This is a genomic window from Pseudomonas sp. NPDC089918 (assembly GCF_050280605.1).
Classification (GTDB): Bacteria; Pseudomonadota; Gammaproteobacteria; order Pseudomonadales; family Pseudomonadaceae; genus Aquipseudomonas.
In genome coordinates this window covers 1-15,037 of sequence record NZ_JBNNVP010000073.1, presented here as the reverse complement: position 1 = coordinate 15,037, position 15,037 = coordinate 1, and the positions used below count along the sequence as shown (strand labels likewise).

Annotated in this window: 14 protein-coding genes and 1 other RNA gene; 5 read left to right on the top strand and 10 right to left on the bottom strand. The window is 60.8% G+C overall.

The genetic code is table 11. From position 1 onward, the window contains the following. Positions 1 to 135: 135 nt before the first annotated feature. The 9 genes from gcvP to ACQKPC_RS29230 form a co-directional block, all read right to left on the bottom strand. On the bottom strand, positions 136 to 3,009 hold the full coding sequence (gene gcvP / locus ACQKPC_RS29270) for an aminomethyl-transferring glycine dehydrogenase (RefSeq protein WP_427628119.1): 2,874 nt from the start codon (positions 3,007 to 3,009) through the stop codon (positions 136 to 138). Positions 3,010 to 3,293: 284 nt separating this feature from the next. Then, positions 3,294 to 3,680 carry a glycine cleavage system protein GcvH gene (gcvH, locus tag ACQKPC_RS29265; protein WP_427628117.1) on the bottom strand — a complete coding sequence of 129 codons (387 nt, stop codon included), beginning with the start codon at positions 3,678 to 3,680 and terminating at the stop codon, positions 3,294 to 3,296. Between the two features lie 50 nt (positions 3,681 to 3,730). Next, a complete protein-coding gene (gene gcvT / locus ACQKPC_RS29260; protein ID WP_207267418.1) occupies positions 3,731 to 4,813 on the bottom strand; it encodes a glycine cleavage system aminomethyltransferase GcvT in 1,083 nt (360 codons plus the stop codon). Between the two features lie 156 nt (positions 4,814 to 4,969). Then, on the bottom strand, positions 4,970 to 6,586 hold the full coding sequence (locus ACQKPC_RS29255) for an ABC transporter permease (protein WP_427628115.1): 1,617 nt from the start codon (positions 6,584 to 6,586) through the stop codon (positions 4,970 to 4,972). Between the two features lie 177 nt (positions 6,587 to 6,763). Next, entirely contained in the window at positions 6,764 to 7,768 is a 1,005-nt protein-coding gene (locus ACQKPC_RS29250; protein WP_063342192.1) for an extracellular solute-binding protein, read from the bottom strand. Positions 7,769 to 8,018: 250 nt separating this feature from the next. Next, positions 8,019 to 9,236: a 2-octaprenyl-3-methyl-6-methoxy-1,4-benzoquinol hydroxylase gene (locus ACQKPC_RS29245; protein WP_427628121.1), complete on the bottom strand. Its 1,218-nt coding sequence runs from the start codon at positions 9,234 to 9,236 to the stop codon at positions 8,019 to 8,021. 126 nt (positions 9,237 to 9,362) lie between these two features. Then, positions 9,363 to 10,550, bottom strand: a complete 1,188-nt coding sequence (gene ubiH / locus ACQKPC_RS29240) for a 2-octaprenyl-6-methoxyphenyl hydroxylase (protein WP_427628112.1) — start codon at positions 10,548 to 10,550, stop codon at positions 9,363 to 9,365. After that, the gene (gene pepP / locus ACQKPC_RS29235; protein ID WP_427628110.1) at positions 10,547 to 11,881 is read right to left on the bottom strand and encodes a Xaa-Pro aminopeptidase; all 1,335 of its coding nucleotides are present in this window, start codon (positions 11,879 to 11,881) and stop codon (positions 10,547 to 10,549) included. The genes ubiH and pepP overlap by 4 nt, the downstream gene beginning before the upstream one ends. A gap of 27 nt (positions 11,882 to 11,908) precedes the next feature. After that, the gene (locus ACQKPC_RS29230; RefSeq protein WP_427628108.1) at positions 11,909 to 12,463 is read right to left on the bottom strand and encodes a YecA family protein; all 555 of its coding nucleotides are present in this window, start codon (positions 12,461 to 12,463) and stop codon (positions 11,909 to 11,911) included. Positions 12,464 to 12,589: 126 nt separating this feature from the next. Here ACQKPC_RS29230 and ACQKPC_RS29225 point away from each other — a divergent pair, with 126 nt between their 5' ends. The 4 genes from ACQKPC_RS29225 (at position 12,590) to ACQKPC_RS29210 (ending at position 14,013) form a co-directional block, all read left to right on the top strand. Then, a complete protein-coding gene (locus ACQKPC_RS29225) occupies positions 12,590 to 12,799 on the top strand; it encodes a TIGR02449 family protein (RefSeq protein WP_007899405.1) in 210 nt (69 codons plus the stop codon). Beyond that, positions 12,796 to 13,113: a cell division protein ZapA gene (locus tag ACQKPC_RS29220; protein WP_007899404.1), complete on the top strand. Its 318-nt coding sequence runs from the start codon at positions 12,796 to 12,798 to the stop codon at positions 13,111 to 13,113. Before ACQKPC_RS29225 ends, ACQKPC_RS29220 begins: the two co-directional genes overlap by 4 nt. Positions 13,114 to 13,143: 30 nt before the next feature. Then, positions 13,144 to 13,322, top strand: a non-coding RNA gene (gene ssrS / locus ACQKPC_RS29215) — 6S RNA. Positions 13,323 to 13,407: 85 nt separating this feature from the next. Continuing rightward, entirely contained in the window at positions 13,408 to 14,013 is a 606-nt protein-coding gene (locus ACQKPC_RS29210; RefSeq protein ID WP_427628105.1) for a 5-formyltetrahydrofolate cyclo-ligase, read from the top strand. Between the two features lie 34 nt (positions 14,014 to 14,047). Here ACQKPC_RS29210 and ACQKPC_RS29205 read toward each other — a convergent pair whose 3' ends face one another. Then, entirely contained in the window at positions 14,048 to 14,197 is a 150-nt protein-coding gene (locus ACQKPC_RS29205) for a hypothetical protein (RefSeq protein WP_018927582.1), read from the bottom strand. Between the two features lie 200 nt (positions 14,198 to 14,397). Between ACQKPC_RS29205 and ACQKPC_RS29200 the strand changes: the two genes are divergently transcribed. Next, the gene (locus ACQKPC_RS29200; protein WP_427628103.1) at positions 14,398 to 14,850 is read left to right on the top strand and encodes an EVE domain-containing protein; all 453 of its coding nucleotides are present in this window, start codon (positions 14,398 to 14,400) and stop codon (positions 14,848 to 14,850) included. Positions 14,851 to 15,037: the final 187 nt, after the last annotated feature.

The window sequence follows — 15,037 nt, the reverse complement described above, 5'->3', positions numbered from 1 at the left end:
GGCGGTCGAAGCCATGCGCCGCTCCAGCGAGGCCGGCGACGGCACGTCGGCCCAGGCCAACGAGGCGGGGGCGAGGGAGCAAGCTCCCTCGCCACAAAAGCCCGCTCCCACATTAGATCTTCATCTCTCGTGAATTCAGCGGTATTCATCCACCGGCACACACGCGCAAAACAGGTTGCGGTCACCGTAGACATTGTCCACGCGGTTCACCACCGGCCAGTACTTATGGGCCTTGGTGTGAGCATCCGGCGTCACCGCCCGCTCGATGCTGTACGGCCGCTCCCAAACCCCGGTGATGTCGGCCAAGGTATGCGGCGAGCGTTTCAGCGGGTTGTCCTCTGCCGGCCAGTTGCCGTTCTGCACCTCGGTGATTTCCGCGCGGATACTCAGCATCGCGCCGATAAAACGGTCCAGCTCCGCCTTCGATTCACTCTCGGTCGGTTCGACCATCAACGTCCCCGGCACCGGGAATGACATGGTCGGCGCATGGAAGCCGTAGTCCATCAGGCGTTTGGCAACGTCCTCTTCACTGATCCCGGTCTGTGCCTTGAGCGGTCGCAAGTCGAGAATGCATTCGTGGGCCACTCGCTCGTTGCGCCCGGTGTAGAGCACTGGAAATGCGCCGGCCAAATGCTGCGCCAGGTAATTCGCGGCGAGAATCGCCACCTCGCTCGCATCCGCCAGTTGCGGCCCCATCATGGCGATGTACATCCAGCTGATGGGCAGAATGCTTGCACTGCCCCAAGGTGCCGCGCTCACTGCGCCGTTTTCCGGCAGCGGGCCATCGATTGGCACTACCGGGTGATTGGCAACAAACGGTGCCAGGTGCGCCCGAACGCCAATCGGGCCCATCCCCGGCCCGCCACCGCCGTGGGGAATACAGAAGGTTTTGTGCAGGTTCATGTGCGACACGTCGGCACCGATGTCTGCCGGCCGTGCCAATCCAACCTGCGCGTTGAGGTTGGCACCATCCATGTACACCTGACCGCCATGGCTGTGGATAACTTCACAGATCTCGCTGATGCCTTCCTCGTAAACCCCGTGGGTCGAAGGATAAGTCGCCATCAGGCAGGCGAGTTTATCCCCCGCCGCCGTGGCCTTTTCCTTCAGATCATCCAGATCGACATTACCCGCCTCATCGCACTCGACGATCACCACCCGCATACCGGCCATCTGCGCCGAAGCCGGGTTGGTGCCGTGGGCCGATGACGGGATCAGGCAGATATCCCGCGCGCCCTGATGGCGGCTCTCGTGATATTTGCGAATCGCCAGTAACCCGGCGTACTCGCCCTGAGCGCCCGAGTTGGGTTGCATGCAGATCGCATCGAAACCGGTGATCGCGCAGAGCCAGCGCTCCAGCTCCTCGATCATCAAGGAATAACCCACCACTTGCTCTTTCGGCACAAACGGATGCAGGTTGGCGAACTGCGGCCAGGTGATGGGGATCATCTCGCTGGTAGCGTTGAGCTTCATGGTGCAAGAGCCCAGCGGAATCATCGATTGATTGAGCGCCAGGTCTTTGTTTTCCAGCTGTTTGAGGTAACGCAGCATTTCGGTTTCGCTGTGATGAGCGTTGAACACCGGATGACGCAGATAAGGTGTACTGCGCTGCAACCCGGCAGGAATGCCGGATACCAGCGTTTCAGCGTCCAGGTCGTCGACATTGAGCCCATGATCGGCACCGAGAAACACATCGAACAGCTTCGCCACGGTGGTTTCGTCACAGGTTTCGTCGAGGCTCAGTCCCAGCTGCCCACGGCCGAGAATGCGCAAATTGATCTGCGCCGCCTGGGCACTTTCGATGATCGCCGTCTGAGTGCCCCCCACCTCCAGGGTCAGGGTGTCGAAGAAATTCTGGTTGAGACGGGTGATCCCGTGACGCTCCAGGCCGGCGGCGAGGATGCAGGTCAGCCGATGGACGCGCTGGGCAATCCGTTTTAGCCCTTCCGGTCCATGGTAGACCGCGTAGAAACTGGCGATATTGGCCAGCAGCACCTGAGCGGTGCAGATGTTGGAGTTGGCCTTCTCCCGGCGGATATGTTGCTCGCGGGTTTGCAGGGCCATGCGCAGGGCGACGTTGCCGCGCGCATCTTTCGACACGCCGATGATCCGCCCGGGAATCGCCCGTTTGTACTCGTCGCGACTGGCAAAAAACGCCGCGTGGGGACCGCCGTAGCCCATGGGCACGCCGAAGCGCTGGGACGAACCGAACACCACGTCGGCGCCTAGCTCCCCCGGCGGGGTCAGCAACAGCAGGCTTAGCAGATCGGTCGCCACACAGGCCAAGGCATGCTGGGCATGCAGATGATCGATCAATGGGCGCAGATCGCGCACTTCACCGTGGGTGTCGGGATATTGCAGCAGCGCGCCGAATACCTGGTGTTTTTTCAAGTTATCCACAGCATCGATGATCAACTCGAAACCAAACCCTTCGGCCCGGGTCCGCACGACGGAGATGGTCTGCGGGTGGCAATTCTCATCGACGAAAAACAGGTTACTTCTGGATTTGGCCACGCGCTTGGCCAGCGCCATGGCCTCGGCTGCCGCCGTGGCTTCATCCAGCAGCGAGGCGTTGGCCAGTTCCAGGCCGGTCAGGTCGATGGTCAGCTGCTGGAAATTCAGCAACGCTTCGAGCCGGCCTTGAGCGATCTCCGGTTGATAGGGGGTATAGGCGGTGTACCAACCGGGATTTTCCAGCACGTTGCGCAGGATGACGGCCGGCGTGAGGGTGCCGTGGTATCCCATGCCGATCAGGCTGGTCCAGACCTGGTTCTGCTCGGCGTAGCCCCGCAACTTGGCCAGCGCGGCTTCTTCGTCGAGGGCCGGCGGCAAGTCCAGCGGCCGGTTGAGGCGGATTCCCGGCGGCACCGTCTGCTCGATCAGTTCGACCCGGCTACCAAGACCGAGGCTGTCGAGCATCGCCTGCTGCTCGGCGGCATCGGGGCCCAGATGGCGGCGCAGGAAGGTATTGGGGTCGCGTAACTGGCTCAAGGACGGCAACTGGGACATGACGGGCTCTCTCTTGACTGGCGCTCGGCGTCGATGCAATGCGGTCAAACCAGCATAGCAGTCGCTGCCGACAGCGAGCCTGTGGGGAGCTTGACACTTACCCTGTGGGAGCGGGCTTGCTCGCGAAAGCGGTGGGTCAGTCGCCATATACGCTGAATGATTAATAGCTTTCGCGAGCAAGTCGAATCGTCGCACCGCCGCTCCCACATTTAGTCCTCAGCGCATCAAGTTGGCAGATACAAAAAAGCCCCGGATAATCGGGGCTTTGAGGTAACGCTGAAAGCTTATTCGCCGATGGCCGCCTTGTAGGCACCTGCATCGAGCAGCAGCTTGTCCAGCTCGGAGGTATCGCTTGGCTCGAGTTTGAAGAACCAGCTGTCATAAGGCGCGCTGTTGACCAGTTCAGGGTTGTTGGCCAACTCTTCGTTGACGGCAATGACCGTGCCGGAAACTGGCGAGTAGATATCGGAGGCAGCCTTGACCGACTCGACGACACCCGCAGCCTCACCGGCAGCGAACACTTTGCCGATTTCCGGCAGCTCAACGAACACTACGTCACCCAAGGCTTCCTGAGCATGGTCTGAAATACCCACTTTCACGCCGCCATCATGGTCTAGACGGGCCCATTCGTGACTTTCGGCAAAACGCAGGTCGACAGGGATTTCGCTCATGTTCTGTGTCCTCAAGAAAAATGTCAGCGGTCATTGCCCGCCAAAAAAAGTTAGATCAAGGTTTTGCCGTGGCGTACGAAGGTCGGTTTGACCACTCGAACCGGGTACCACTTGCCACGGATTTCCACTTCAGCGCGGTCGGCGGTGGCCACCGGTACGCGCGCCAGTGCAATCGACTTGCTAAGCGTAGGAGAGAAACTACCACTGGTGATCTCCCCTTCGCCAACATCGGCGATGCGAACCACCTGATGCGCCCGCAAAACCCCACGCTCTTCCAAGACCAGACCCACCAGTTTGTGCTGTACGCCATCGGCCTGTTCGGCTTCCAGGGCAGTGCGGCCAATGAACTGGCGCGTGGCCGGCTCCCAGGCAATGCTCCAGGCCATGTTGGAGGCCAAAGGCGAAACTTCTTGATGAATGTCCTGCCCGTAGAGGTTCATGCCGGCTTCGACACGCAAGGTATCGCGGGCACCGAGGCCGATCGGGGAAATACCCGCGCCCACCAGATCGTTGAAAAAGCCCGGTGCCTGGTCGGCGGGCAGCACGATTTCCAGACCATCCTCACCGGTGTAACCGGTGCGCGCGATGAACCAGTCACCGTCGGTCTGACCTTCGAAATATTTGAGCTGCTGAATCAGCGTGCCGCGGGACTGAGTCACCAGTTCGGCAATCTTGTGCCGGGCGTGAGGCCCTTGAATGGCCAGCATCGCCAGCTCGGAGCGCTCGTTGAGCCGCACATCGAAGTCGCCGAGATGAGCTTGCATCCAGGCCAGGTCCTGATTACGGGTGGAGGCGTTGACCACCAGGCGATAACCGTCCTCGAGACGATAGACGATCATGTCGTCGACGATGCCGCCGTGCTCGTTGAGCATGGCGCTGTACAAGGCACGGCCGGGGCTGTGCAGACGCTCGACGTCATTGGCCAGTAAATACTGAAGCCAGGCCTTGGCCTGGGGGCCGTCAACATCGATCACGGTCATGTGGGATACATCGAAAACCCCGCAATCGCGGCGCACCTGATGGTGTTCCTCAACCTGCGAGCCGTAATGCAGAGGCATATCCCAACCGCCAAAATCGACCATCTTCGCGCCGAGGGCGAGATGAAGGTCGTACAGAGGCGTACGCTGTCCCATGGGTTTCTCCTTCCGGGCGTGGCGAAGGTGCGGGCAGGCGCTGCACGGGATGATATGCCTTGAAATAAAAGGCTTTCAGCCGATTTCAGCAACCCGATCCGAGGACGGACCGCACCGAATGCCGCGCATTGTAGCCGCAAGGTGTAGGACTGACACCTACGCGTTTCGATGCGCCGAACGTCGGATCAATCCGATGACCGGTAACAACCCGACCAACACCAGGGTCAGTGCCGGCAACGAGGCCCTCGCCCACTCGCCTTCGCTGGTCATTTCAAAGATCCGAACCGCCAGCGTGTCCCAGCCAAACGGGCGCATCAGCAGGGTTGCGGGCATTTCCTTGAGCACGTCGACGAACACCAGCAACGCTGCGCTCAATGTGCCCGGCAGCAGCAACGGCAGATACACTTTGAAAAACAGTCGTGGCCCACTGACGCCAAGGCTACGTGCTGCTTCGGGCAAAGATGGCCGTATTCGCGCCAGGCTGCTTTCCAGCGGTCCATAGGCCACCGCGATAAAACGCACCAGATAGGCCAGCAACAACGCCGACAGACTGCCCAGCAGCAACGGTTTGCCCGCGCCGCCAAGCCATCCCGACAGCGGGATCACCAGTTCGCGATCCAGGTAACTGAACGCCAGCATGATCGACACCGCCAGCACCGAGCCCGGCAAGGCGTAGCCAAGGTTAGCCAGACTGATGCCGGAGCGGATCGCCCGGGTCGGCGCCAATCGACGGGCAAAGGCCAGCACCAGAGCGACACTGACGGTGATCAATGCTGCCATGCCGCCCAGGTACAGGGTATGGATAATCAATCCGGCATAACGCTCATCCAGATCGAAGCGCCCACGTTGCCAAAACCACACCACCAGTTGCAGCACGGGAATGACGAAGGCGCAGGCAAATACCAGACCACACCAGCTCATGGCCGCCAGCGCCTTGACCCCGCGCAGGTGATACAACGCCTTGACCCGCGGTCGTTCGTTGCTCGCCCGATTGGCCCCGCGGGCACGGCGCTCGCCATACAGCACGACCATCACCACCAACAGCAACAGGCTGGCCAGTTGCGCAGCCGTGGAAAGACTGAAAAAGCCGTACCAGGTTTTGTAGATAGCGGTGGTGAACGTATCGAAGTTGAACACCGACACGGCACCGAAATCCGCCAGGGTTTCCATTAGCGCCAACGCCACGCCCGCGCCAATGGCCGGACGTGCCATCGGCAATGCAACCCGCCAGAACGCCTGCCACGGGGATTGCCCAAGGACTCGCGCTGCTTCCATCAAGCCTTTGCCCTGAGCCAGGAATGCGCTACGTGCCAAGAGGTAAACGTACGGATAAAAAACCAGCACCAGTACCAGAATCACACCGCCGGTGGAGCGCACTCGCGGCAGCCTCAAACCGCTGCCAAACCATTCGCGCAGCAAGGTTTGCACGGGGCCGGCGAAATCCAGCAGGCCAACGAAGACAAATGCCAGCACATAAGCAGGAATCGCAAAGGGCAACATCAGCGCCCAGTCCAGCCAACGCCGCCCGGGAAACTCGCAGAGGCTGGTGAGCCAGGCCAGGCTGACGCCCAGCAGCGTTACGCCAAAACCGACGCCGAGTACCAGCGTCAGGGTATTGCCCAGCAACCGCGGCATCTGGGTGTCCCACAGGTGGGACCAGATCTGCTGATCGATGATTTGCCAGGAAAAAAGCAGAACGCTCAGGGGCAGCAAGACCAGCGCAGCAATGGCGAAGACCAGGGGATACCAGCGGCGTTGGGCGGGGTGGGCCAAGGAAAGCTCTCGTTTAAATGATTGTGCCCACGCTCTGCGTGGGCACACATCTTGTGACGCTCTGCGTCACGCCTCGACGCGGAGCGTCGGTGGATGCATTCCCACGCAGAGCGTGGGAACGATCAGGCCGGCAGGGGCACCGCCGACTTCATTCTGTGGCGCAGTATATCGACAGACTCAGTTCCAGCCAGCCCGATCCATCATCCGGATCGCTTCAGCCTGACGCTTGCCAGCGATTTCCACCGGCAAGGTGTCGGCCACAAACTTGCCCCAGCTCGCTACTTCAGCTGAAGGCTGAACGGCAGGGTTGGCCGGGAATTCCTGATTCACGTCAGCGAAAATCTTCTGCGCTTCAGGCGTGGTCATCCACTCCACCAGCGCCTTGGCGGCTTCTGGGTGTGGCGCGTGTTTGGTCAGGCCAATGCCCGACAGGTTGACGTGCACGCCACGGTCGCCCTGATTCGGCCAGAACAGCTTCACTGGCAGGTCTGGTTTCTGTTTGTGCAGACGGCCGTAGTAGTAAGTGTTGACGATACCTACGTCGCACTGGCCGGCGTTGATCGCCTCCAGCACGGCAATGTCGTCGGAGAACACGTCGGTGGACAGGTTATTGACCCAGCCCTTGAGGATTTTCTCGGTTTTCTCAGCGCCATGGACTTCGATCATGGTGGCGGTCAGGGACTGGTTGTAGACCTTCTTCGCCGTGCGCAGGCACAGGCGGCCTTCCCACTGCTTGTCGGCCAGCGCCTCGTAGGTGGTCAGCTCACCGGGTTTCACCCGGTCGGTGGAGTAGGCGATGGTCCGTGCCCGCAGGCTGAGGCCGGTCCAGGCATGGGAGGAAGCGCGGTATTGCAGTGGGATGTTGGCGTCGATCACCTTGGAAGTGAACGGCTGGAGGATGCCCATCTGCTCGGCCTGCCAGAGGTTGCCGGCGTCGACGGTCAGCAGCAGATCGGCAGTGGCGTTTTCGCCCTCGGCCTTGATCCGCTGCATCAGCGGCGCCTCCTTGTCGGTGATGAACTTCACCTGCACGCCGGTTTTCTGGGTGTAGACATCGAAGACTGGCTTGATCAACTCATCGATACGCGAGGAGTAAACCACCACCTCGTCGGCGGCCTGGGCGGCGGTGCTGCCAATCAGGGTCAGGGCCAGTGCGGTCAGTAGACGCTTGGGTGCCAACATGGAAGCGGTCTCTCGAATGGGGAAGTGAGAGCGAATGATAAGGACTCACATTTCGCATCTCAATCGGACAGTGAGTGGAGGCGTTACCGGATGTTGCACAATCGAATGAATGGCAATGTGGCGAGGGGGCTTGCCCCCGTTCGAGCGCGCAGCGGTCGCAAATCGGATTGCAGATTTTGTCTGAGAAAATGCCGGGACTGCTTCGCAGTCCAACGGGGGCAAGCCCCCTCGCCACAGAACCGTGCCCGCTTCAGGCCTTGGCCAACGCCGGCAGATCCCCAATCAACCCAAGCGCCTCACGCACGAACAACGCCTTGGCCTCGGGCATCTGATCGACCATCTTCAACCCGGTATTACGCAACCAGCGCACCGGCAACGGATCGGCCTGGAACAATCGCTCGAACCCTTCCATCGCCGCCATCAATGCCAGGTTGTGAGGCATGCGCCGACGCTCATAGCGACTGAGCACTTTCACGTCCGCCAACCGCTCGCCGCGCGTGGCCGCTTGTAGCAGCACTTCGGCCAGCACCGCGGCATCGAGGAAACCGAGGTTCACGCCCTGCCCGGCCAGCGGATGAATGGTGTGGGCCGCGTCGCCGATCAGCGCCAGGCCTTCAGCTACGTAACGCTTGGCATGACGCTGACGCAGCGGCACGCACAGACGCGGGTCGGCGCTGAGCACCGTGCCGAGGCAGCCCTCGAAGGCCCGCTCCAGCTCCTTGCAAAAGCCTTCGTCATCCAGCGCCATCAAGCGCTCGGCTTCGCTCGGCGTGGTCGACCAGACAATCGAGCACCAATCCTGTTGACCGTCCCGCTCCAGCGGCAGAAACGCCAGCGGACCGTTGTCAGTGAATCGTTGCCACGCAGTCATTCGATGGGGTTTTGAGCTGCGCACGCTGGTAACGATCGCGTGGTGCATGTAATCCCATTCGCGAGTCGCAACACCGGTCAGGCGCCGAACGGCCGAGTTGGCGCCATCCGCCGCGATCACCAAAGGTGCCCGCAAGGTGCGGCCATCGGCCAGGGTCAGTAGCCAGTCGTCACCGGAGCGACGCATCTGCTCCAGACGCGCATTGGCCAGCATCCCCAGATCGCAGTCGTGCAGTCGGTCGAGCAAGGCGTCCTGAACCACGCGGTTCTCGACGATATGCCCGAGCACTTCGGCATGCACGCTGGTCGCCGAGAAATGGATCTGCCCGGTGCCGCTGCCATCCCAGACATGCATGTCCGTATAGGGGCTGCTGCGCCGGCTGACGATGCCATCCCAAACGCCCAGACGTTCGAGTATTCGCTGGCTGGCCGCCGACAAAGCGCTCACCCGCGGTTCGAACGGAGCCTGCCCATCGAAGGGTTTGACGCTCAGGGGACTACCGTCCAGCAGCAGGACTTCGAGCCCACTGTTTTGTAACGCCAGCGCCAGGGCACTGCCGACCATTCCGGCCCCGACAATCAGCAGATCTGCGCGCATTTCCATGCTTTAAGCCTGTCTCGCTTGCGGCTTGAGCCGCTCATAAAGTTTTTTCCGACGCGCGTCACCCAAGTGCTCGCGCCGTCGTGAATATCGACTTGCAGGTGCACCCTGCCCGGCTTTCGCTTAGTCATCGGGACGCGTACCCAGGCCCATGGCCTGCCGGGCGAACCAGCGTTTGGCCGGCGGCAGCAGATCGAGGCCAAGCAGCCCAATGTTGCGACCCAGGGAAACCAGCGGCTGAGTGCTGCCGAACAAGCGGGTGACCTGATCGGAGAAGCCCACGGTCAGGTTCTGATCCATGCGCTGACGCTCGCGGTAGGCCTGCAAGGTGGCGAAATCGCCGGGCGATGTCTCGCTGCCCAACAAACTGTCGGCCAGCGCCTGGGCGTCACGCAACGACAGGTTGAACCCTTGCCCGGCAATCGGATGCAGGCTGTGGGCGGCGTTGCCGAGGATCGCCAGATGCGGGCGGACTTGTTCCTCGGCTTCGATCAGCGACAGCGGATACAAATGCCGTGCGCCGACCTGTTTCAGCGTGCCGAGACGATAACCGAAGATGCCCTGTAGCTCAGTGAGAAAGCTGCGGTCATCAAGGGCTGCCAGTCGTTGCGCGTCCATGCCCAGACGGGTCCAGACCAAAGCGCAGCGATTGTCCGGCAATGGCAGCAAAGCCATCGGACCATCGTCGGTGAAACGCTCGAAGGCCATGCCGTTGTGCGCTTCGCTGGGGGTGATGTTGGCGATCAGCGCGCTCTGGTTATACGGGCGTTTCTTGATGCCGATTCCCAGTTGCTCACGCAAGCCGGAACGGCCGCCATCGGCGAGCACCGCAAGGTCGCATTCCACCAGGGTTTCATCGTTGAGCGTCAGGCGATAGCCGTCGGTCAGCGGTTCCATGCCGGTGACCTCCGCCGGGCAACGCCAACTGATCACGTCCTTGTCCAGACTGTGCCAGAGGCATTGGCCGAGCCAGGCGTTTTCCACCACATAACCCAACGCCGGAACGCCCTCTTCCATCGCCGACAGCCGCGCGGTGGAGAAACGTCCACGGTCGGAGACATGAATCTGCTTGATCGGCTCGGCGCGGCGGGAGATTTCCTGCCACACGCCCAACCGTTGATAAATCTGCCGGGCACCATAGGACAGCGCCGAAGAGCGGGCGTCATAACTCGGTTGATAGCTGTCGCCGGGGGCAAACGGTTCGATCAGCACGATCTTCCAGCCGCGGGCCTTGGCCCCGGCCTGCAACGCCAACGCCAGACTGGCGCCGACCAGGCCACCGCCGATGATTGCCAGATTGACTCGACTCATGCCGCTTGTGTCCGTGCTGCGGCCATCAATGCCTCGATGTCGGCGACCGTTTTCGGCACGCCGTTCGTCAGGATTTCACAACCGGTTTTAGTGACCACCACGTCGTCCTCGATGCGCACGCCAATGCCGCGCCATTTCTTCGCCACGTTCTGGTTGTCCGGCGCAATGTAAATGCCCGGTTCGACCGTCAGCGCCATGCCGACTTCCAGCACGCGCCATTCGCCGCCGACCTTGTACTCGCCAACGTCGTGAACATCCATGCCCAGCCAGTGGCCGGCGCGGTGCATGTAAAACGCTTTATAGGCTTCGCTGGCGATCAACTCGTCGACGTCGCCCTGCAACAGGCCCAACTTCACCAGACCGGCGGTAATCACCCGGACCGTGGCTTCGTGTGCCTGATTCCAGTGCTTGTTCGGTGCGATTTCGGCAAACGCGGCTTCCTGAGAAGCCAGCACCAACTCGTAAATCGCCTTCTGCTCCGGTGAATACTTGCCATTGACCGGCCAGGTGCGGGTGATGTCGCTGGCGTAGCAGTCGATCTCGCAACCGGCGTCGATCAGCACCAGATCGCCGTCCTTGAGAACTGCGTCATTCTGCTGGTAATGCAGGATGCAGCTGTTGCGCCCGGCGGCGACGATCGAACCGTAAGCCGGCATCTTCGCCCCGCCCTTGCGAAACTCGTAATCGAGCTCGGCTTCGAGGCTGAACTCATGCAAACCGGCACGGCTGGCCTGCATCGCACGAATATGGGCCTGGGCGGAAATCCGTGCGGCTTCGCGCATTACCTTCACTTCTGCCGCCGATTTATACAGGCGCATGTCGTGAAGCAGATGATCCAGGGCAACGTATTCGTTCGGCGGCTGGGCGCCGAGGTGCGCTTTAGAGCGGATCACGTTGATCCAGTCCATCAGGTGCCGATCGAATTCCGGATTGCTGCCCATGGCCGAGTACACCCGGTCACGGCCTTCGATCAGGCCCGGCAGGATGTCGTCGATGTCGGTGATGGGGAATGCGTCGTCGGCGCCGAAGTCGCGGATCGCGCCTTCCTGGCCGGCGCGCAGTCCGTCCCACAATTCCCGTTCGGCATTACGTTCCCGGCAAAACAGCACGTATTCGCCGTGCTCACGGCCGGGCATCAAGACGATGACGGCTTGAGGCTCGGGGAAACCGCTGAGGTACTGGAAATCGCTGTCCTGACGGTAGACGTGCTCGACATCGCGGTTGCGGATGGCCACCGCGGCGGCGGGCAGGATGGCGATGCTGTTGGGTTCCATCTGCGCCATCAGGGCCTTGCGGCGACGGCTGTATTCCGATTTCGGGATATGAATCATGGGCAGACGGCTTTCCCTGGCACGCGATTAATGCAACGACGGTTTGGCAGACGCTTCGTCGGTTTTCTTGGTTTCGGTGAACAGCAGCAACGGAGCGACGCGCAGGTACTCCATCACTTCCATGTAGTCGCTTTCGCCGTCGTCGGACTCTTCCAGCGCGTCCTGTACCTGGGCAATGGCGGCGAGATCCTGCAGCACTTCGGTGGCTTCAGTGCTCAAGGCATATTCGCGGCGGGTCAGACCGAAGCCGGTAAGAAAGCCCTGGCACCACTGGCCCAGTGCAGCCGCGCGCTCGGTGAGCGGCGCGTCGTCGGTCGGCAGCAGCAGAACAACGGTCATGTCGTCGCTGGTAAGCTCGCCCTTGACCATCTCTTGCAGGCCGATCAAGGCGTTGCGAACGTTGTCTTGTGGCTCGCCTTCGAGCAGCTCGGCGGCGTCGGCCAACCAGCTGTCGGCTTCGAAGCCGGCACCGGCGCAACTGCGGCCGAGCAACAGGCCGTGCAGTTCGGCAGGCGAGACGGGATGGCCGCTGGTGCTCAGCAGGGTGGCAAAGGCTTGGTACGGAGAATTCTGAATGGGCATGGGCAGCTAGGCGCCAGACGGCGCTATGTCTAGAATGAAGGCCTTGTATCCTACATCGACAGACTCGCCAAGACTATTAAAGGCTGTCCGCCAGCTATCACGCATCAGACACAACCAGTGGACACAATGGAAGACACCGACCTGCAAGCGCTGATGGCCAGACTCGAGCTGCTAATTACTCGAGTCGAGCAACTAAAGAGTCAGAATGGACTCCTATTAGCTCAGGAAAAGAGCTGGCGCGAGGAACGCGCGCATCTCATTGAAAAAAATGAAATCGCCCGGCGTAAGGTCGAATCGATGATTTCGCGCCTCAAGGCCCTGGAGCAAGACTCATGAGTTCAAGCAATAGCGTTACCGTGCAGATCCTCGACAAAGAATATTCGATCATTTGCCCCCAGGAAGAGCGCAGCAACCTGGTGAGCGCTGCTCGTTATCTGGACGGCAAGATGCGCGAAATCCGCAGCAGCGGCAAAGTCATCGGCGCCGACCGCATCGCCGTGATGGCCGCGCTGAACATCACTCACGATCTTCTGCACAAGGAAGAACGCCCGGATGTGCAGGCCAGCGGCTCGACCCGTGAGCAGGTTCGCGACCTGCTGGACCGCGTCGATCTGGTGCTGTCGACCGATCCGGATGTCACCAAGGGCTGAAACGCGAAACCGCTTGGGGTATACTCGCATCACTCCCTGGGGTGCTTGCCAGTTGACGACGTCCCTGAGCCGATTCGCACTACCCTGGAGGTTGCACGTTGGGCTGGTGTGCATGTCCGCTAGACGGAAAGCCTTAAAGCCTACTGCATCTTCCACCTTGAACTTTCGGGTTCAAGGGCTAAGTCGACAGCGGTTCATCCGGGGAGCCTGATTCCAGTCCGATGCCGGTTTAAATACCGGCATCGGCTTTTTTACGGGTACGCTTTGGTACTCGCACTTCTGAAGCCTGAACCCATGACCGAACCTGCGCTGCTGCCCCGCCCGCAACTTCGACGCATGCTGCGCAAGGCCCGCCGCGCACTGACACCCAGTCAGCAGCGCGAGGCCGCTCGCGGGCTGTATAAGCAATTGATCCAGCACCCGCTGTTCCGCCGCGCAAAACACATCTCCCTGTACCTGCCCACCGACGGTGAAATCGATCCGCGCTTGCTGATGCGTGCCGCGCAACGTCGGGGCAAGGCGACGTATCTGCCGGTGCTCAGTGCCTGGCCGCGAACCAAAATGGTGTTCCAGCGGATACGCCCCGGCGAAAAGCTCAAACCCAACCGTTTTCGCATCCCCGAACCACGACACAACATTGCCCGACAACGCAAGGTCTGGGCGCTGGATCTGGTGTTGTTGCCGCTAGTGGGGTTTGACGATGTCGGCGGACGCCTGGGAATGGGCGGTGGTTTCTACGATCGAAGCCTGGCGTACCTGGCGCGCCGCAAAAACTGGCGCAAGCCGACGCTGCTGGGCCTGGCCCATGAATGTCAGAAGGTTCAACGATTGGCTCAGGCGAGCTGGGATGTGCCGCTGCAGGGAACGGTCACGGACAAGGCATGGTATTTCGCGGACTAGACGCCACTGATTTCAGCGGCGTCGAAAGACAGGTTCAGCGCTTGAAGGCCGACGGCTGTTGCTGCGCGATCTCGACCGGAGCATCGGGCTTGTTGTTCCACAGGCTTTGGGCATAGCCGGTGGTCACGACACCAAGGCCGAACAAAATAACCAAAATCCATAGTAAATCCGGTTTGCGTTTCATCGATTGCCCCCCAAAGGCACATCAACACGATGACAGCAGCGGTTTCCGTTGTAGGTGTAGGCCGTGCAGCAGCGTCAAGCTTAGAAGGCCGGCATTTTGCGACAACGTGAACCGACACGCAAACGCTGGCGTCAACCGACTGTCGGTTTGTCATAAAATTGCCCGACCGCTTGCCCACTCACCTCGCAAGGAGCAAAACCATGGCCTATTGGCTGATGAAATCCGAGCCTGACGAACTCTCGATCAAAGACCTGGAGAAGCTTGGCCGAGCGCGCTGGGACGGGGTTCGCAACTACCAGGCGCGTAACTTCCTGCGGGCCATGGCGGTGGGCGACGAGTTTTTCTTCTATCACTCCAGTTGCCCGGAGCCGGGGATTGCCGGGGTCGGCAAGATTGTCGAGGCCGCGTATCCGGACCCGACGGCGCTGGAGCCGGAGAGTCATTACTTCGATCCGAAGGCCACTGCCGAGAAAAACGCCTGGAGCGCGATTGATGTTGTTCACGTCGAGACGTTTTCCAGGGTGCTGAAGCTCGATTATCTGAAGCAGCAAACGGCGTTGGCCGAGATGCCATTGGTGCAGAAGGGTTCACGGCTGTCGGTGATGCCAGTGACAGCCGAGCAGTGGGCGACGGTGATTGCACTCAAACCGTAAAATCTCCAGCGCTACTTCGAATGTCATCGCGGGCAAGCCCGCTCCCACAGGGATCTGGGGTGGATGCAAAGGCTGCATTCACTGGGAATCATTGTGGGAGATTCTATGGTTGAGGGGAAGCCCTCAACCCGTTTTCGCTTGGTATTCACTCTGCCCTTTCAGCAGTGCAAATACGACCCGTGCAAGC

Excerpts from the sequence above, each read along its gene's own strand:
- ACQKPC_RS29230 (WP_427628108.1), bottom strand. The coding sequence starts at position 12,463 with ATGCCCATTCAGAATTCTCCGTACCAAGCCTTTGCCACCCTGCTGAGC.
- gcvH (WP_427628117.1), bottom strand. The coding sequence starts at position 3,680 with ATGAGCGAAATCCCTGTCGACCTGCGTTTTGCCGAAAGTCACGAATGG.
- ACQKPC_RS29220 (WP_007899404.1), top strand. The coding sequence starts at position 12,796 with ATGAGTTCAAGCAATAGCGTTACCGTGCAGATCCTCGACAAAGAATAT.
- ACQKPC_RS29210 (WP_427628105.1), top strand. The coding sequence starts at position 13,408 with ATGACCGAACCTGCGCTGCTGCCCCGCCCGCAACTTCGACGCATGCTG.
- ubiH (WP_427628112.1), bottom strand. The coding sequence starts at position 10,550 with ATGAGTCGAGTCAATCTGGCAATCATCGGCGGTGGCCTGGTCGGCGCC.
- ACQKPC_RS29205 (WP_018927582.1), bottom strand. The coding sequence starts at position 14,197 with ATGAAACGCAAACCGGATTTACTATGGATTTTGGTTATTTTGTTCGGC.
- ACQKPC_RS29250 (WP_063342192.1), bottom strand. The coding sequence starts at position 7,768 with ATGTTGGCACCCAAGCGTCTACTGACCGCACTGGCCCTGACCCTGATT.
- gcvT (WP_207267418.1), bottom strand. The coding sequence starts at position 4,813 with ATGGGACAGCGTACGCCTCTGTACGACCTTCATCTCGCCCTCGGCGCG.
- ACQKPC_RS29225 (WP_007899405.1), top strand. The coding sequence starts at position 12,590 with ATGGAAGACACCGACCTGCAAGCGCTGATGGCCAGACTCGAGCTGCTA.
- ACQKPC_RS29200 (WP_427628103.1), top strand. The coding sequence starts at position 14,398 with ATGGCCTATTGGCTGATGAAATCCGAGCCTGACGAACTCTCGATCAAA.
- ACQKPC_RS29245 (WP_427628121.1), bottom strand. The coding sequence starts at position 9,236 with ATGCGCGCAGATCTGCTGATTGTCGGGGCCGGAATGGTCGGCAGTGCC.
- gcvP (WP_427628119.1), bottom strand. The coding sequence starts at position 3,009 with ATGTCCCAGTTGCCGTCCTTGAGCCAGTTACGCGACCCCAATACCTTC.
- pepP (WP_427628110.1), bottom strand. The coding sequence starts at position 11,881 with ATGATTCATATCCCGAAATCGGAATACAGCCGTCGCCGCAAGGCCCTG.